The 18,800-nt window shown below is 36.9% G+C and carries 18 protein-coding genes; 11 read left to right on the top strand and 7 right to left on the bottom strand.

Going from position 1 to position 18,800, the window contains the following annotated elements; translation table 11 throughout:
• Position 1: 1 nt before the first annotated feature.
• Both L1I30_RS07030 and L1I30_RS07025 read right to left on the bottom strand, forming a co-directional pair.
• Positions 2-766 (bottom strand): LytR/AlgR family response regulator transcription factor, encoded by a 765-nt coding sequence (locus tag L1I30_RS07030; RefSeq protein ID WP_236133559.1) that lies wholly within the window; start codon positions 764-766, stop codon positions 2-4.
• 134 nt (positions 767-900) lie between these two features.
• Positions 901-1,125 (bottom strand): hypothetical protein, encoded by a 225-nt coding sequence (locus tag L1I30_RS07025; RefSeq protein WP_236133558.1) that lies wholly within the window; start codon positions 1,123-1,125, stop codon positions 901-903.
• A 135-nt stretch (positions 1,126-1,260) separates the two neighbouring features.
• Between L1I30_RS07025 and L1I30_RS07020 the strand changes: the two genes are divergently transcribed.
• From L1I30_RS07020 to L1I30_RS06975, 10 genes are read left to right on the top strand one after another with little or no spacing between them, the layout of a single operon-like run.
• Complete coding sequence (locus L1I30_RS07020) at positions 1,261-3,684, top strand: heavy metal translocating P-type ATPase (protein WP_236133557.1); 2,424 nt, start codon at positions 1,261-1,263, stop codon at positions 3,682-3,684.
• Positions 3,685-3,744: 60 nt separating this feature from the next.
• The gene (gene ccoS / locus L1I30_RS07015; protein ID WP_236133556.1) at positions 3,745-3,960 is read left to right on the top strand and encodes a cbb3-type cytochrome oxidase assembly protein CcoS; all 216 of its coding nucleotides are present in this window, start codon (positions 3,745-3,747) and stop codon (positions 3,958-3,960) included.
• 2 nt (positions 3,961-3,962) lie between these two features.
• Positions 3,963-6,164 carry a cytochrome-c oxidase, cbb3-type subunit I gene (gene ccoN, locus L1I30_RS07010; RefSeq protein ID WP_236133555.1) on the top strand — a complete coding sequence of 734 codons (2,202 nt, stop codon included), beginning with the start codon at positions 3,963-3,965 and terminating at the stop codon, positions 6,162-6,164.
• 5 nt (positions 6,165-6,169) lie between these two features.
• A complete protein-coding gene (locus tag L1I30_RS07005) occupies positions 6,170-6,358 on the top strand; it encodes a CcoQ/FixQ family Cbb3-type cytochrome c oxidase assembly chaperone (protein ID WP_236133554.1) in 189 nt (62 codons plus the stop codon).
• Entirely contained in the window at positions 6,355-7,293 is a 939-nt protein-coding gene (locus L1I30_RS07000; RefSeq protein ID WP_236133553.1) for a cbb3-type cytochrome c oxidase N-terminal domain-containing protein, read from the top strand. Before L1I30_RS07005 ends, L1I30_RS07000 begins: the two co-directional genes overlap by 4 nt.
• Positions 7,294-7,319: 26 nt before the next feature.
• Entirely contained in the window at positions 7,320-7,637 is a 318-nt protein-coding gene (locus tag L1I30_RS06995) for a cupin domain-containing protein (protein ID WP_236133552.1), read from the top strand.
• 39 nt (positions 7,638-7,676) lie between these two features.
• Positions 7,677-8,057: a group III truncated hemoglobin gene (locus L1I30_RS06990; protein ID WP_236133551.1), complete on the top strand. Its 381-nt coding sequence runs from the start codon at positions 7,677-7,679 to the stop codon at positions 8,055-8,057.
• Between the two features lie 33 nt (positions 8,058-8,090).
• Positions 8,091-9,512: a cytochrome c oxidase accessory protein CcoG gene (ccoG, locus tag L1I30_RS06985; RefSeq protein ID WP_236133550.1), complete on the top strand. Its 1,422-nt coding sequence runs from the start codon at positions 8,091-8,093 to the stop codon at positions 9,510-9,512.
• 18 nt (positions 9,513-9,530) lie between these two features.
• Positions 9,531-10,016, top strand: coding sequence for a FixH family protein (locus L1I30_RS06980; protein WP_236133549.1), 486 nt, complete (start codon positions 9,531-9,533; stop codon positions 10,014-10,016).
• A 1-nt stretch (position 10,017) separates the two neighbouring features.
• On the top strand, positions 10,018-10,725 hold the full coding sequence (locus L1I30_RS06975; protein WP_236133548.1) for a sulfite exporter TauE/SafE family protein: 708 nt from the start codon (positions 10,018-10,020) through the stop codon (positions 10,723-10,725).
• A gap of 64 nt (positions 10,726-10,789) precedes the next feature.
• On the opposite strand, the gene hemN is transcribed toward L1I30_RS06975, so the two are convergent.
• Complete coding sequence (gene hemN, locus L1I30_RS06970) at positions 10,790-12,154, bottom strand: oxygen-independent coproporphyrinogen III oxidase (RefSeq protein ID WP_236133547.1); 1,365 nt, start codon at positions 12,152-12,154, stop codon at positions 10,790-10,792.
• A 227-nt stretch (positions 12,155-12,381) separates the two neighbouring features.
• On the opposite strand from hemN, the gene L1I30_RS06965 reads away from it, so the two are divergent.
• Positions 12,382-13,005, top strand: a complete 624-nt coding sequence (locus tag L1I30_RS06965; RefSeq protein WP_236133546.1) for a DUF4403 family protein — start codon at positions 12,382-12,384, stop codon at positions 13,003-13,005.
• 41 nt (positions 13,006-13,046) lie between these two features.
• Here L1I30_RS06965 and L1I30_RS06960 read toward each other — a convergent pair whose 3' ends face one another.
• Genes L1I30_RS06960 through L1I30_RS06945 form a run of 4 tightly spaced genes read right to left on the bottom strand, consistent with a single transcriptional unit; the run spans position 13,047 to position 18,743 of the window.
• Positions 13,047-14,711 (bottom strand): alpha-glucosidase, encoded by a 1,665-nt coding sequence (locus tag L1I30_RS06960; protein ID WP_236133545.1) that lies wholly within the window; start codon positions 14,709-14,711, stop codon positions 13,047-13,049.
• Positions 14,712-14,726: 15 nt separating this feature from the next.
• Complete coding sequence (locus tag L1I30_RS06955) at positions 14,727-16,466, bottom strand: hypothetical protein (protein WP_236133544.1); 1,740 nt, start codon at positions 16,464-16,466, stop codon at positions 14,727-14,729.
• Positions 16,453-17,694: an MFS transporter gene (locus L1I30_RS06950; protein WP_236133543.1), complete on the bottom strand. Its 1,242-nt coding sequence runs from the start codon at positions 17,692-17,694 to the stop codon at positions 16,453-16,455. The genes L1I30_RS06955 and L1I30_RS06950 overlap by 14 nt, the downstream gene beginning before the upstream one ends.
• Positions 17,694-18,743, bottom strand: coding sequence for a glycoside hydrolase family 130 protein (locus tag L1I30_RS06945; protein ID WP_236133542.1), 1,050 nt, complete (start codon positions 18,741-18,743; stop codon positions 17,694-17,696). Before L1I30_RS06945 ends, L1I30_RS06950 begins: the two co-directional genes overlap by 1 nt.
• Between the last annotated feature and the right edge of the window lie 57 nt (positions 18,744-18,800).

Below are 18,800 nucleotides of genomic sequence, written 5' to 3'. Positions count from 1 at the left end.
TTTAGATACCTAGTTGAAGAAGAAAATCCTTTTTATTGGATTTACTTACCCTAATTAATTTGTTATCCTGCATTCTAACGTCCAGTTCTGAATAATCGGAATGCACGATCTCTTGTATATAATTGATATTTACAATTGCCGACCTATGCACTCTGCAAAATATTTTCTTACTCAGTAACTTAATGAGATTCTTTAAAGATTCTCGAAGGAGGTATTTTTTATCTTCTGTATAGATCTCGGCATAGTACCCTGAAGCACATATATATTTAATTTTTTCAGGATCCAGTAAAATAGTGCGATGTCCTTGTTTTACAGGAAGTCTTGGTGTTAACTCCTCTGCCTGCCTTTTCATAGAATTCAGCTTGAAGAATTCTCGCATCTTCTTTTCAAAATCTATTTCAATTTCAGGTTTGGTGAGTTTAAGAAGTTTATCTACTGTTTTATAAAATCGTTCGTCTCGGTAAGGTTTAAGCAAAAAATCGAAAGCTTCAAAATCGAAGGCTTTAAGCGCATAGTGATCATAAGCTGTTACGAATACCACTATAGGTTTAGGACTAACTTCCACGTTCTGTAGCACATCAAAACCGTTCATATCCTTCATATTGATATCTAAGAAAACCAGATCGGGCTTAAGCTCATTGATTCGGGTAATAGCCGATTTCCCATTGGAACATTCTTCTATTACCGTAATTTTTTCTACAGAAGTAAGCAGATTTAAAATCCTTTTTCGTGCTAAGACCTCGTCATCCACTATAAGTGCTTTCATAATTATGTCACTTTAGCGTATACAATTTAAACATTATTTTGTTTAAAATTTTACTGCTGCCGGTCATTCACATCAAAATATCATCCTTTTAAATCAATTCTTTGGCATTTTAAATAACTGAATGGGGAGTTCACTTATTTCTCTCGGTCTATAGGATAATCTTCATAAAAATCGTCAAAAGTCTTATCGGTAGAATAATCATCGGTCAATATTTTGTAGACCGTTACTAGTAATAGAATTTGACCAATGCAGGTAAGATAAAAGATTAATGAAAAGGAGAATTCGACAGAAACCAGCACCACAATAGCTATTAAAATAAGGCTAGTTACCCCTAATAATATCATCGCTGTATTTTTCATTTTTCCTTTAATTTACAAAAAAGTGTTTTCAAATATTCATAAGACTATTATAAAAAGTATGGCCTAAACTGACAAAGGTCATCTTTTATAAAACATGAGATTTTTTCCTTTGTCCTGCACAAATTTAAAACGCGTATGGACAAATGTTATCATTGTGGTGATAATTGTAGCAACACTGCAATAACACATTTGGATAAGGTATTTTGCTGTAATGGTTGTAAAACGGTTTTTGACATCTTGCAGGAAAATGACCTTTCCTACTATTATAATCTGGATGAGTCACCGGGAACCTCCCCTAGCCTAAATGAAGCTAAATTTAACTTTCTTGAGAATGAAGCTATTGTAGAGCGCTTGCTGGAATTTAATGAGCAAGATACCCAGGTAGTTTCCTTTATCATCCCAAGTATTCATTGCAGCTCATGCATCTGGGTATTGGAAAACCTCAGCAAAATCGATGCTTCGGTAAAGAATACACAGGTAAATTTTCCCGAAAAATCGATTCGTATTACTTATAACTCTGAGCAGCTCTCCCTTAAAAACCTTGTTGTACTTTTATGCAGAATTGGTTACGAACCCAGTATTTCCCTGGACGATTTTGAAAAAAAAGAGAAAAAAGTTGATAGAAGCCTTATATATAAATTAGGAGTCGCAGGCTTCGCCTTTGGGAATATTATGTTCTTATCCTTTCCCGAATATTTTGAAGTGAACGAATTCTGGTTAGAAAAGTTCAAATATATCTTTAGATGGCTAATGTTCGCATTCTCCCTTCCGGTGGTTTTCTACTCGGGGCGTGATTATTTCATCTCTGCCTATAAAGGTTTACGCTCCAAAATTTTAAATATAGACGTACCCATCGCTATTGGAATTTCGGTATTGTTCATTCGTTCTACTGCAGAAATCATCTTTGACCTTGGTACTGGATTTTTCGACAGTCTGGCTGGCCTCATTTTCTTTTTGCTCTTAGGAAGGTTTTTTCAACAGAAAACCTACGCATTCCTATCATTTGAGCGCGATTATAAATCGTATTTCCCAATTGCCGTTACCCGAATTTTCCAAGATCCTGAAAAATCTACTTCAGAAGAGCAAGCACAGATATACGATCTAAAAACAGGAGATCGTATCCTTATTCGAAATTCTGAGCTCATTCCCGTAGATTCTATTCTTATTAAAGGTAGCGCCCTTATCGACTACAGTTTCGTAACCGGGGAAGCCGAACCTGTAGCAAAACGATCTGGTGATAAACTTTTTGCAGGCGGAAAACAGCAAGCGGGCATCATAGAACTTGAAGTGATTAAACCTGTAGAGCAAAGTTACCTTACCCAACTATGGAGCAATGAAATTTTCAGCAAAACCAAACAAAGCAATTTTCAATCTCTAACCGATAGAATAAGCAAGAAATTTACCATAGGTATCCTTAGCATCGCATTTATCGCCACTCTTTTCTGGATGATTGCAGATCCTTCAAAAGCTCTTAATGTTTTTACCGCTGTTCTTATAGTTGCCTGCCCCTGTGCAATTGCTCTGGCAGCACCTTTCACTTTAGGCAATTTGCTGCGAATTTTTGGAAGGCACAAGCTCTATATAAAAGACACCAGTGTTATCGAACAAATGTCGCATATCGATACCGTTGTCTTCGATAAAACAGGTACGCTCACTTCAAATACGAAAAACCTCATTAGTTACGAAGGGATTACTCTTACCGAACAAGAAATCACATTGCTTACCAGTACCCTTAGGGCCTCTAACCATCCTTTGAGTCGAAGTTTATATAAAATGCTTCAGGAAAATGATATAGAAACCTTGGATGAATTTGAAGAAGAAATAGGGAAAGGAATCTCGGGGACAATTAATCAGGATAGTATAAGGATTGGTTCCTTCGATTTTGTTGAAAGTTCAAACCCAACTGAAGACAAGTTAGCTACAAAGGAAAATTACAAACGCACTGAAGTACATATAAGCAGCAACAACACTTATAAGGGCTGTTATATCTTTTATAATCAATATAGAAACGGAATTCAGGAGATTTTCGATAGATTGAAGCAGCATGCTGAGATCATTATCCTTAGTGGCGATAATGATGGAGAAAAGCGGCATTTGGAAGAACTGCTACCAAAAGATACCCAACTTCTCTTTAATCAGAAACCAAAAGATAAGCTGGAATATATTAAACAGCTCCAGAAACTAGGTAGGAAAGTAATGATGGTTGGGGATGGTTTGAACGATTCGGGAGCATTGGCACAAAGCAATGTGGGAATTGTGATTTCTGAAAATATAAATGTTTTCTCACCTGCCTGCGATGGGATACTTGATGCTTCTCGTTTTAAGGATCTTTATGACTTTGTAAAACTTTCAAGGAAAGGTGTAAGCGTTATTAAATGGAGTTTTCTCTTCTCTCTCTTTTACAATATTATAGGATTGCTGTTTGCCATTACCGGGAATCTTGCTCCTGTAGTAGCTGCTATTCTAATGCCATTAAGCTCCATAAGTATCGTGATTTTTACCACAGTTGCAACCAATATATTGGGAAGGAAATTAATGATCAAAAAAGCCAAAACCTGATCTACGTCATCTTTTAAGCTAATGAAGCCAAGTATTTTTACACCATAGTACCACCCAGATATGAATATTATTTACATGCTGCTTGCAATAAGTGTAATAGTTGCACTCGTATTCTTTGTAGCCTTTATTTTTTCGGTAAAAGAAGGTCAGTACGACGACACCTATACTCCATCCATACGAATGCTTTTTGAAGATGAACTTATCAAGGAAAAAGCTCCTGAACAGGAAAAACCACAGAATGAACATACTAATAACCAACACCAGAAATTGAAATAACTATGCAAGTAGAACAGTTCTATTACGATAATAAGATCGTTAAGAAATTTATTAATGCCACCATATTTTGGGGTCTTATAGGTATGAGCGTTGGATTACTGCTCGCCTTCATGTTTTTATTTCCTAATGTAACTGATGGGATCTCCTGGCTGAGCTTTGGTAGATTGCGCCCGTTACATACCAATGCTGTAATTTTCGCATTTGTAGGAAACGCTATTTTTGCTGGAGTATATTACTCTACACAACGCTTACTTAAAGCTCGTATGTGGAAGGATTGGTTAAGCAATATTAATTTCTGGGGATGGCAGGCAATTATAGTAGGTGCAGCAATTACACTTCCCCTGGGTTATACCACTTCTAAAGAGTATGCCGAGTTAGAATGGCCTTTCGATATTGCCATAGCAATAATTTGGGTAGCATTTGGAGCGAACCTAATTGGTACTATTCTTAAAAGAAGACAGCGTCATCTTTATGTTGCAATCTGGTTCTATTTAGGAACATTCGTTACTGTAGCTGTACTTCATATTGTTAATAGTATTGAACTACCGGTAAGTGCCCTAAAGAGTTATTCGGTATATGCCGGGGTGCAGGATGCTTTGGTGCAATGGTGGTATGGGCATAACGCCGTAGCCTTTTTCCTTACCACACCTTTTTTAGGCCTAATGTATTATTTTGTCCCAAAAGCAGCCAATAGGCCTGTATACTCATACCGACTTTCCATAGTTCATTTCTGGTCTCTTATATTCATTTACATCTGGGCAGGACCGCATCATCTGCTATATTCGGCATTACCAGACTGGGCACAAAATCTGGGAGTTGCATTTTCCATAATGCTTATCGCACCATCTTGGGGTGGGATGATCAACGGGTTATTAACGCTTCGCGGCGCATGGGATAAAGTACGTACCGATCCTGTTCTAAAATTCATGGTGGTAGCAATAACAGCATACGGGATGGCCACTTTTGAAGGCCCTATGTTATCCCTTAAAAATGTAAATGCCATTGCCCACTTCAGCGACTGGGTTATTGCGCATGTACACGTGGGAGCACTAGGCTGGAATGGATTTCTTACTTTCGGGATGATCTATTGGATGGTACCTCGTTTATTTAAAACCACCCTTTGGTCTACTAAGCTGGCAAATGCCCACTTCTGGGTAGGAACCCTTGGAATAATAATGTATGCTTTGCCTATGTATGTGGCGGGGTTTGTACAGGCCTCTATGTGGAAACAGTTTAATCCCGACGGCACACTTACCTATGGAAACTTCTTAGAAACACTTACTGAAATTATCCCCATGTACTGGATGAGAGCCATTGGGGGTAGCCTGTACATAGTAGGAGCTTTTATTATGCTCTATAATATCGTAAAAACTATAAAACAAGGAAGTAAGGTAACCGATGAGCTTGCCGAAGCTTTGCCTTTGCAAAGGGTAACTAAAAAACGCACCGCTACCGAAGGTTATCATACTTGGCTGGAACGCCGCCCTGTAAAACTAACCATCTTTGCTACCATTGCAATTCTTATAGGTGGAATGGTACAAATTATACCATCATTATTAGTCGACGATTATGTTCCTATAATTTCAACAGTTAAGCCTTATACCCCATTAGAATTGGAAGGACGTGATATCTATATAAGGGAAGGTTGTGTTTCATGCCATTCTCAAATGATAAGACCCTTCAGAAGCGAAGTAGAACGATATGGAGAATATTCAAAGTCAGGAGAATACGTGTATGATCATCCATTTTTATGGGGCAGTAAACGCACAGGACCAGATCTATTTAGAGTGGGTGGAAAATACTCCGATAACTGGCACTTAAATCATATGTACGATCCGCAAAGTACCTCAGCAGGTTCTATTATGCCATCCTATAAATGGTTAATAAATACCGAATTAAATAAAGGCCTTACCGAAGATAAAATGAAGGCTATGATCTCGTTGGGAGTACCTTATTCTGAAGCAGAAATAGAAAATGCACAGCAGTTGATGCTGGAACAGGGAACACAAATTGAAAAGAACTTATATACCGATCCTGATTTTGCCAAAACCTATGAAGCCGATAAAAAATATGCCCAGGAGAATGGAGAGGAATTCGTAGAAATGCGTAACCGGGAAATTGTTGCTCTAATAGCCTATATACAGCGATTAGGGACTGATATCAAGATTAAAACAAGTACCACTGTAACCGAGCACAAAAACTAATAGCTATGCTTAAATACGTAAAACAAAACCTGGAACATATAGATGGGGTTGAAATATACCCAATTATCTCTCTGCTTATATTCTTCATTTTTTTTGTCGGACTTTTTTGGTGGGTATATACTGCTAAAAAAGAACATATAATCGAAGTGAGCAATCTACCATTAGATAATCAAGATAACACCGAGCTTTTATGAGAACCAACGCATCTTACATAAGAATCATTGTTTTTACCTTAATAGGCTATTTCTTCCTAAACTATATAGGCTCTACCGGAGACCGTTCAATTTTTGTAGACCAACCCTCATTATGGCTTATTGTTGGTGTTATTGTTCTATTCTATATTGCCGGCGAACTTTCGGTAGAAGCATTAAAATCGATATTATTTAAAACATTGAAGCCGGAAGTTCAGGCCCGTTTGAACGAAGAAAAAGCAGTAGCAAAAGCAAACCAGTTCAAATGGCTTAAGAAGACCTATAAAAAGTTATTGGGAAGCAAGCCTATAGAGGAAGAGCACGAGATCATTTTAGATCATAACTATGATGGAATTATGGAGCTGGATAACAACCTTCCGCCATGGTGGGTATATGGGTTTTATGCTACCATTATTTTCGCTGTTGTTTATCTGGCACGCTATCACATTTTTGATGGGAACGATCAAAAGACAGAATATGAAATAGCTGTGGCAGAAGCCAAACTGGAAATTGAAGCCTATAAAAAGACTGCTAAAGATCTTATTGATGTTAATACTGTAGAATTACTTACAGAAGCAAGTGATCTGAATGCCGGAAAATCAATTTTTGCGACGAGTTGTGTTGCCTGCCACAAAGCTGATGGCGGCGGCGGAATTGGTCCTAATTTAACCGATGATTACTGGATTCTGGGAGGAGGTATCAAAAACGTATTTCATACAATTTCTGAAGGAGGCCGCGATGGAAAAGGTATGGTTGCCTGGAAATCTGATCTTAAACCGGGGGAAATTGCTCAGGTTGCAAGTTATGTTATAAGTCTGCACAGAACCACTCCCGCAGAACCTAAAGATCCTCAGGGAGAATTATGGGTAGATGAGACAGGTGTAGAAACACCAGAAATGGCAGAAAATGAAATGGTTGAAACCACTGCCGTAAAGTAATTTTTATTCATTAAAATTATTAAATCATGGTTATTAAAGAAGTTATTAAAGAGCTAAAAACCAGTAACACTCCTGTAATTAACACTTTACTGGCTACAAGAGAGACCGAAATTATTGTTATTGGACTTAAAGAGGGAGTAATGCTAAAAGAACATACAGCTCCTACTACTGCTAAACTGGTAGTTATTAAAGGAAAAGTGAATTTTACAACCCCAGATGCCGTGCACCTTTTAAAACGTTATGACGAACATGCTATTCCGCTAAAGGTACCACATTCGGTTACAGCTGTAGAAGATGCGGTATGCCTGCTTATACTTAGCAGGCAATTGGATACTCCAAAGTAAAATTATTTATCTGAATACGTTCAATTAAACCTCTCAACAATGAAAAAGGATATAGAAGATGCAGAAGATATTAAACAACTGGTAGATTCCTTTTATAAGAAGGTGCAGCAGGATGAACTTATAGGCTATATATTTAATGACGTTGCCAAAGTAAACTGGGAGAAACACCTTCCAATAATGTACAATTTTTGGGAAACCCTATTACTGGAAAAAACCTCATTTACAGGAAATCCCATGTTGAAACACCGAATGCTGAGCAAAAAAACACCCTTAGCTCAAGAGCATTTTGACAGATGGTTAAAGCTTTGGTATACTACTATCGATGCCAGTTTTGTAGGAAGTGTTGCCGAAGCTGCGAAAACAAGGAGTAAATCTATTGCCGATTTAATGTGGTATAAAATAAGTCAGCAACACGTTTAAATACAGTAATAATTTCACTTTACACCTATAGAATTGGGAACACAGGAAAAGGAAAAATTTAGAGATAGCATAGGAACGATTAATGAAGAAGGGAAAAGAGCCTGGGTTTATCCAAAAAAACCGGTGGGTCGCCTGTATGAATATCGAAAATATGTGAGTTATGTATTGTTGTTATTTCTATTTACAGCTCCGTTCATAAAAATAAACGGAAATCAATTTCTGATGTTCAATGTATTGGAAAGACGCTTTAATATTTTCGGGTTTCCATTCTGGCCACAAGACCTTCATTTGTTTGTAATTATGATGATTATTGGGGTGGTATTCGTCATTTTTTTTACAGTTGCATTTGGAAGGATATTTTGTGGCTGGATGTGCCCGCAAACAATTTTTATGGAAATGGTTTTCCGTAGAATAGAATATTGGATAGATGGCAATCGTGGAAAACAGATTCGGCTTGCTAAAATGCCTTGGAATGCAGAGAAAATAAGGAAACGGACTTTAAAATGGTTTATCTTTTTTATAATCTCCTTTCTTATTGCTAATATTTTTCTCGCGTATTTAATCGGTAGTGACAAGCTTTTACAATACATCACCGATGGTCCTTTTCAACATTGGAGTACGCTTATTTCATTGTTGATATTCACAGGTGTATTTTATTTCATTTTTGCATGGTTTCGGGAACAGGTATGTATTATCGCCTGCCCTTATGGTAGACTTCAAGGAGTATTGCTCGACAATAAATCTATAGTGGTTGCTTATGATTATAAAAGAGGTGAAAAGGAAAAAGGCCGGGCGAAGTTCAAAAAGAATGAAGATCGGGCCATCACCGGCAAGGGAGATTGTATAGATTGCTTTCAATGTGTGCAGGTGTGCCCTACTGGAATAGATATTAGAAACGGTACCCAGCTGGAATGTGTTAATTGTACAGCGTGTATAGATGCCTGTAATAACATCATGGAATCTGTGAACCTCCCAAAAGGTTTGATACGGTATGCCAGTGAGGAAAATATTGAGAAGAATTCAAAATTCACCTTTAACCCAAGATTAAAAGGCTACAGTATAGTTCTGGGAATTCTTATCTCGGTACTGGTTGGAATGCTATTTTTAAGAAATGATGTGGAAGCACGTATTTTAAGACTCCCCGGGCAATTGTACGAGCGCAAAGCCGATAATATAATAAGTAATGTGTACACTTTTAAACTCATCAATAAAACCACCGCTCCCATCCATAATATCCATTTTGAACTATTGTCGCACAAAGGAACTATCACGGTAGTATCTCATGAAAAATTCAATGTACCCAAACAAGGTTTAGCAGAAGGCACACTTTTTATTGAAGTAAATAATAGTGCTCTAAGTGGCGACAAAGATAAGCTGAAGATAGGAGTTTATAGTGATAGTAAATTGATAGAAACAACTACCACTGCCTTTCTTGGACCCAGAAGTTACAAGTAAAGACAGCAAATTTAATATATGTTCAATAAAAATTACCTGCGTATGCAGGCCAAGAAGATGAAAATAAATTGGGGTTATGCACTGGTATTGGTAATGATAAGCTTCATGGGCTTTATACTTTTTTTCGTGGTAAAAATAAGTACCGATAAAAACTTGGATCACGATCTTGTTACTGAAGAATATTATAAAAAGGAAATGAAACTGCAGGATGATATTGATGCGCAGCAAAATACAGCAAATATGGCCGTACAAATTAAGGGACAAAGCTCAGAGTTGGGATATATTCTAATTTTTCCTAAAAGCATGGAAAATGTAGCTATTAAAGGAGAGATTACTTTGTATAGACCCTCCAATAAAAAATTAGATTTTAGTTTACCACTTGTATTAACCAACTCGCAAATAGTTATTCCTAACGAGCAATTGTTGGAAGGACGTTGGAATATCACTGTCGATTGGGAATACCAGGGTAAAAAGTATCGCTATCAGGAATCTATAGTTTACTAAAATGATAGTTACAGCACTTATATTTGGTTTGTTAGGAAGCTTTCACTGTGTGGGCATGTGCGGCCCAATTGCATTTCTTTTACCTGTAGATAGAAAATATCCTGTAAAAAGAATGATGCAGGTGGGCAGTTACCACTTGGGTAGATTATTCACTTATTCTTTTATTGGCTTGTTATTCGGGTTTGTAGGAAAAGGTTTAAACCTCTTCGGATTTCAGCAACAACTCTCTATACTTATTGGAGTGTTAATGATATTGGTTATAATATTCCCTGCCAGTTTCTTCAGAAAATACAATCTTTCAAAACCTATTTATGCTGCGGTAGCCAAAATAAAAAGCGCATTAGGCGGAGCACTAAGAAAAAAGACTGCCGATGCTTTTTTTACTATTGGGTTTCTAAATGGTCTCCTCCCCTGCGGCTTGGTCTATATGGCGGTTTTTGGGGCATTAGCAACCGGAGGAGCCTGGCAAGGCAGTTTGTATATGATGGCTTTTGGAATAGGAACCATTCCCTTAATGACAAGCGCCACTTACCTTGGGAATTTTTTAACCGGAAAAATGAAACAACGCGTTTTAAAAGTTATTCCGGTATTTGTGGTGATTATTGGTCTACTTTTCATTTTACGTGGCTTAGGACTGGGAATTCCCTATTTATCTCCTCCAGACAAGGTATCTCAACCTTTAGTGACCTCAGCACAATCCTGCCATTAATTACAAAATAAAAGGGAACATGTATAAAACATCTTCCCTTTCAACTTTGGTATTGGTTAATTATTTAAACCGTCATAGAAAATAGTTTAGTTTCCGGCTTATTTCGTTGCAATCTAAGATCGAAAGGAAGGCATATATTTCTTACGAATGCTTTTCCTGTAGTGGTTACTTTTATTTTATCTTGAGAGATACTTACCAATCCATCGTCTTCCAATTCCTTCAGCTTAAATAGCACTTCGGGAAGTTCCGGAAAATATTCAGATTCATTTTTCCAGGAAGTTTCAAAATGGCACATCAAATTGAGAATGTGTTTTCTAACGATGAGATCTTCTTCAGTTAATATATGTCCTTTCAGAATGGGTAAAATATCATTTTCAATTAGGTGATGATATTCCGAAAGACCTTTTACATTTTGGGCAAAACCATACCAGCTGTCACTTATGGCTGAAACTCCTAACCCAAGCATCATTTGGGTTTTAGAAGAAGCGTATCCCATAAAATTTCTGTGAATGTTGTGCTCTTCCTGCGCCTTGTAAAGCGAATCGCTCTTTAACGCAAAATGATCCATTCCTATTTCAATATATCCTGCATCAAGCAATAATTCTTTCCCAATTTCATACTGTTCACGTTTTTCCTCGGCTGTAGGCAAATCTTCATCTCTATAACCTCGCTGTCCATTTCCTTTCAACCATGGCACATGCGCATAACTATAAAAGGCAATGCGATCTGGCATTAACTGAATGGTCTTTAAAATAGTGTTTTTAACATGCGATTTTGTTTGAAATGGAAGTCCAAAGATAATGTCATGCCCCACAGAGGTATATCCAAGATCTCTGGCGTCTTTAGTGACCTTCTTTACATTTTCAAAAGACTGAATTCTGTGAATAGCTTTTTGAACCGTTTCATTATAATCCTGAACTCCATAACATACCCTTGTAAAACCGAAGGATACCAGAGTTTTTAAATGTTCGCGGGTAGTATTGTTGGGATGCCCTTCAAAACTAAATTCACACTTCGTTCCACGTTGAGCGATATGGAATATTCCGTTCAATAAACTTTCAAGATGTTCTGGTGAAAAAAACGTGGGAGTACCACCTCCCAAATGAAGTTGCTGAATTATGGGGCGTTCTCCAAAAACCTCCTTATACATTCGTAGTTCTTTAAGAACTGCCTGAATGTAGGGAAGTTCTACCGAGTGATTTTTGGTGATTCTTTTCGTGCAACCGCAAAAGGTACACATAGACTCACAAAAAGGAAGATGAATATAAAGGCTTATCCCTTCTTTCTTATTGCTTTCTTGAAAACTTCTTTTAAGGGTCTCTTTCCATTTTTTAAGGCAGAAAGTAGCATCATCCCAAAACGGGACTGTTGGGTAACTGGTATAACGGGGGCCGGGAACATTGTATTTGGTTACAAGAGAATGGGTCATAAATAGATGTTTTTTAGCTTTTATACACTTCTTTCATCATTTCTTTCTTGAAATAATATTCGAAGTTTAAGAGTTGGCTCAAAAATAAAATTCATGCTAATCCTAATATATGACCTAAATCAGTTAAGAAGAAAATAGTATTAATAATTCCTTAATTTACATGATTGATTACGACTGAAATTGTATGTTGGATGAATAATCCTCTTTATATTTTTTAAGCTAGTATTATGAAAAAGCCAAAGCATTTACCAGAAAATAAAATAAGCTTACAACTTCCGGTGAAGATCAGTTTTGAAACCATTGAAGATCATTTAAGGGAGCGCTTTGTAGGTGAGAATATCACGCAGAATAAAAATGGAAAGCTTACCAAATATGCTGAAATTCTAGATCTTTCGCTGGAAAAAAGTTCTATTGACGATTTTGATATCGTGCTGGCGGTAAAATTTAAAACCCTCACCAAGTTTTTCAAAAATAAAGAAGGAATCATTCTTTTATATCTCTCCGTTCATTTTGATAAAGAGGTGCAGCAGGTGGGCGTTAAGGATTTCAAGCTGGATGGCATAAGCAATAACTGGTTGTTCGATAATTCGCTGGAAGCTATTGCAAATACTTTTATGCATGAGAAACTCAAAAATAAAATGACTTTCGATTTCCAACAGGAGATGAAAAAGCAATTACCGGTTATAAATGCTCAGTTGGTAAATAAGATGGAAGTGAAAGAGGGTATCTTTTTATCGGGTAACCTAGATACTTTTATGATAAATGATATTATTGTGGGTGCAGCCGAGTTGCTTATTTTAATAGATCTGGAAGGAAGAAGTACTGTGGAGATCAAAAAGATCGTTCTATAATATTAAAAAATAGTCCTGAACAATCCTTCAGGACTATTTTATTATTTAGTTTTCACAATTAAATAGTTGCTTGGCGCTACAATGTTTTTTCCCCTCAAAATCTTATCCTTAGAACTTACTTCAATCTCTATAGGACTATCAGCAAAATTGAAATAGCACTTAATAATTTCATCTCTGTATTCTCGTGTGAACGAAATACAGGAATCTTTCAAATTAAGATCTTCATATTTGCCATATTGAAGAACGGGTTGGGAATTACGCAATTCAATGAGCTTTTTATAATTATTTAATAGAGAGTTTTCCTGTTCTGCTTGGGATTGCACATTTAGTGTAGTGTAATTTTTATGAACTTTTATCCAAGGTGATTTATTAGAGAAGCCTGCAAACTTTTCATCGGTCCACTGCATGGGACTTCTCGATTTATCGCGATTATGCTCGTTCCCAATTTTTAATGCCTGCTTCGCCGTACCTCCATTTTCTAACGTTAAATTATAGTGAGTTAACGCCTGAATATCTCTTATCTCCTCCAAAGAATCGGCTTGAATATTATTCATTCCCAATTCTTCGCCATAATAAATAAAAGGGATTCCTCTAGCGGTAAGCATCAAAGCGGCCAGAGCTTCAGCTCTGGCAGGATTATTAGCTGCCAGTCTATCCCTTAAGCGAGGCATATCATGACTTCCAAAGAAAAGGGTTGGGAAGCCAGGCATGTTCTTATGCATGCTCTCCAATTCTTCATAAATTCTTTCTGCTGAAAATTCCTTGAGGCTCCCAAAATTGAAATTAAAAACCACATCCATCAAGTCTTCGGCTTGATACTTCTTGAGTTCCTCTATTTTATCGCTCCCTACTTCCCCAACAACAAATCGATTTGGGTATTCATTTATGGTTGCTTTAATAGCCCTCATAGCGTCTTTTATACCGGCTTGATCTTTATCATACAAATGCTGCTGTTTCCCATCTTTATAAGGATTGTCCTTCGCATTTACATTGGTGGTTAGAAAGTTGATAACATCCATTCTAAATCCGTCAACCCCCAATTCCAGCCAAAATCTCAATACATCTTGCACTTCTTCTACCACCTTTGGATTCTCCCAATTTAAATCGGCCATCTTCTCATCGAACTGATGGTAATAGTATTGTTGGGAGACACTATCATATTTCCACGCAGAACCTCCAAAGAAAGATTCCCAATTATTTGGGCTATCCTTCCAAACGTAGTAATCTCTAAATGGATTGTCCTTCGATTTTTTAGCTTCCTGAAACCACTTTGACTCGGTAGAGGTATGATTAACGACCATATCCATAATAACTTTGATGTCTCTTTTATGAGCTTCATTCAAAAAGACTTTAAAATCGGCCATCTTCCCATATGAGGTGTCTATTTCATAATAATTAGCAACATCGTAGCCATTATCTACTTTGGGAGATTTTAAAAATGGGGTAAGCCAAATACCTTTCACTCCTAAATCCTCTATATAGTCAAGCTTAGCTGTCAACCCTTTAAAATCGCTAAAGCCATCACCATTGCCATCTTTATAGCTAGGCATATAGATCTCGTAAAAAACGCTTTCCTTCCACCACATCTCGTTATTTATTAATGAGCGGTCTGCCTTACAGGCTTGTAGTGAGAATAAGAATATTAGGAGTCCGGCAACTTTTGCGCTACAGCTTTTTATGTTAATAACAATCTCTTTTCTACTCATTAATTATATCTAATGTTATCTATACGCGACTACAATATTATTAACGTAATATTTTCCATCTTTCAACACCACCTCAGCACCTGCCGGAATTTCAACGATTAATCTGGATGAGTGTATAGGCATATCTAATTTTGCTGATACTTTCACATTTTTTGCAACTACCTCATGGGTTATTGCATCGAATAGATCGATAGCAGCAGCGTTATCATTCTTGTAGGTAATGGTTTTTTCTGCAGCATGCGGATTGTAAAGTAAATAGGTTGGAAAGGCCTCATCTCTATAAAAATCTGTAGCCAAACAGTTCAGCTTTAATATCTCCGGAACATCGGTCTTTTCAATGATGGCTCCGGCGATTCCTACATGCCCACTTCCATATACACTAAATTGGGAAACATCAGGATTTCCTTCTACCCAATGCGGTCCATCACCTATAGCAATTGGAGCTTCAATATCTTTATATTCATCAAAATGCGCCTCTTTAATCAGGCCTTCGTAAGCAATCACTCCTTTAGTATGATGTTTTTGCTCTGGGATGCTTTGATGTTCATCTGGCATCTCATACGGATAAAAGAATTTTAAAGCATTACTGGCATTTAACATCCATTTTCCAATTAGATCGGCATAACGTTGATCATATCTTACCATTGCAACCAATGGCCACATCGAGTCGTAAGTATTCATTAAAAACGCAAAGCCACCATGATCTACGGTACTACCTACCAAACCGGAAACATCGTAGCCGTTCCAATTATCGGCCAATACGCCCCATCCCTCTCTACATTCCGGGGTACCATTAAAAGTCCATTCCAGAATCTTGGTATAATCGTAATTAGTACCTTCTTCTGCATTAAGGCGTGCTGCCACATAAGCACCAAAAGGCATTAAAATTTCGTAAAACTCATTTTTTTCTTGCCCCAATAAAGCCTCTAAAGAAGACTTTGCTCCGGCTAAATATTTTGGATCATGAAATTTTTGATAAGCTGAATATAACACATAAGAATGTCCTGCGGCTGCATCCTGTTGTTTACAAATCCAATTATCCTGTGGCTCTAAAGTAGCATAATTGAAAAAGGAATGCTTGTAATTACCGGCCATTACCGAATCTGCCTTATAGAACTTATCGGCTATAGAACGCATTATATCTGAATAATCCTTTTCCTGCGAATAGAAACTCGCTACTCCATAAAACATCACATTTGGATATACATCATACCACCAATCTCTTGCATACCCCCCGCCCAATAAAGCTACTTCGGGACTGGTATTGTTCATTATAATATCCCATTCTGTTTCAGAATTAAAATAATTCTTAAGCATCGAAACATAGTTCTTTCCACCCTGGTTAGACTTATCAATTCCTACCAGACGAGCTCCCAGCACCGATCCTATTGATGCTAACGACTCATGGAAAATACCATCATAATGTTCCGGCCCCTGCCTTAAGTCTCCCATAGCAGTGTAAATTCCAAAGGTTTCCTGATCGAAATTCTTACGTGAATTATCCTTCCATATAAGCGGCCAATATTCCCCGGTTTGAGTTTCATCGAAAACCAAAGAATCGTAAGCTTTTGCCAATTCCTTGAACTCGATTATCTTGAAAGGCTTGGGCATATTCGGCATACTGTCTACCCTTTCCAAATGAATTTGAGCTACTTTGGATGTTTCTTTTGCTAATTTTGATTCTTCTTTACAAGAAGTAAAAGATATACCAACAAATAGAAAAACAATAATTCTTATATAATTATACTTTCTCATTTTCTAAGATATTTTGTTGTTTCAAAAGTTGTTTTGCTATTATTATAGAGAGCAGTTGCAATATTCCTATTATAAGTAAGGCGTATCTCAATGCAATATCAGCATTAATGAAATATGCTATCCCTAAAAAAGTGCATGCTCCAAAAAGTCTTCCTACATACAAGCCTAATTCATGGTTTAAGATATAGGAGAATTCATTTCTATTTTCAATTTCAGAAAGAATATCAATTACTTTAAGTTGAATAGGGAAATATGCGATATCTAAGATTGGTCTGGCAATTAATAATAGGAATATAAATAGTATTACCCCCGTTGGATTGAAGAGAAGACTATTAAAAAATGATGCTAAAAAGAATAATATTAAACCGATACTGAATAAGGCAAGTCGGTGTTTTGGTTTGGTATATTTCCCCAAAAGTAACATAACACATGCTGCGATAACGGCTCCAATAGACTGGGCTAAACCTAAAGCTCCTTCAGACTGAAAAAATTTCATCATTAAAATTGCAGGGGCAGTAACTATGAAACCCTGTGCCAAGCCTTTTAATAAAGCCATTTGAAGCATTTTATTCCAAAGTTTATGGAATTTAAAATATAAGAATTTTTCATTCTTTGGTTTATCATACGTCCCAAAATGAAAGACGACTGACGCTATTATTGTGAAAACGAAAACTGCTGCGGTTACTACTTTATACCCGTAATTAATTCCATCATTGGTGTTTTCGTTTCCATTCATTAGATACCATCCAATAATTACAGGAACGATAACTGCGGTAAGTGTATAAAAAAACGTATCAAGGCCATAATAAAAGTTTCGTGTTTTATCGGTTGTTGTTGCAAGAACAAGGTAATCTCTGTTAGCCCAATATAACCCAAACGACATTCCCATGATTAATCCCGCGGCTACTAACCCGAAATAATTGATCTCCTCGAGACTCATCATAAAAACCATGGAGACCCCACTAAGCAACATTCCCAAAGAAAATAATCGCTTTATATTAATATTATTAAGCAGGTATCCATTTATAAAAAATGTGATGGGAATACCGGTGTAAATTGCTAATTGATATAGCATCACTTTGGAAGGATCGTTTGAATTCCTCATAATATAAGAGGCAACGAAAATATCTATTACCGGGAGTACGAATGCATATATTAAATTGGTTAGAATTAATATTTTAGTGCTTCTGGAAAAATCCTTTAATCCTATTCTTGCTAGCTTTGTCATTATTTCTCTAATGTTTTTAAAATCTCCTTTATAGAGAAAGTTGCTAATCCAACAAACTCATCGGCTGCACCATAATACATCATGATTTCATCTCCCTTTACAATATGACCATTTGTAAAAATCACTTCTCCAAAAAATCCGGTCGTCTCGTAGGTTGCTGTTGGCTCCATAATTGGTTCCTCTGAGCGAGCAAGAACTTTAGAAGGATCTTGCAAATCTAATAATATAGCTCCCAGACAATAACGATGTTTTTCGGTAGCTCCATGATAGATCATTAGCCAACCTTTATCTGTTCTAATTGGAGCAGCTCCTGCTCCTAATCGCTTACTATCAAATTTACCTTCCCGTGTTCTGGCAATACATTTATGATTTCCCCAATGTTCACCATCAGGAGATTCAGCAATCCATATATAGTTTCCTCCTAATTCCGGGCTACTCGGACGGTGAAAAGCATAGAACTTCCCATCGATCTTTTCTTCGAAGATGGCACAATCTTTATTGTGAGGACTTAACATCATCCCTTTATTTTCAAAGTTTTTCCAGTCTTTGGTGGTTTTCAAACCAACTCCTACTCCGTTAGATGAAACCATGGTATAGGTGAGATAATACGTATCTTCTATTTGTGCCACCCTGCAATCTTCTATACCAAAAGCTTCATATTCTCCCTCGCCTAAGATTGGAGGATATTCATCAGCTTCCTTGAAATCTGTTCCATTATCGCTATACATCAATCTTAAATGAGATATAGTAGTAAGGTAGTCTTCTCCTTTATAATTTATAACTCTCGCGTCACTTGCATCCAACTCAGGATCATTTAAAGGAATCTCAATAACTTTAGTGCTTCCAGTACCGGTTAAGATCGGAAAAGAAATAATACCATCTTTTTGTTCTGGCCTCTCGGCTACTCTTATAAGCAACCATATTTTATTATCGAATTGAAATGTTCCCGGATTCAGTAAACAAGTGATCCTTAGATCTTCTTCGCTGGCGCTTAGATCTTTTGGAGATAGTATTGGATTTCCTTTATATCGATTAGCAATATCTGTCATATTCATTATTTGATAAACCTAAAGAATAGTTTCTTCTTCTGGCTAATGTGAAAAAAA

It is taken from the genome of Gillisia lutea (assembly GCF_021568705.1).
GTDB classification, from domain to species: domain Bacteria; phylum Bacteroidota; class Bacteroidia; order Flavobacteriales; family Flavobacteriaceae; genus Gillisia; species Gillisia lutea.
Note: the sequence above shows the minus strand (reverse complement) of the source record. Positions and strands in the feature narration are given on the sequence as shown.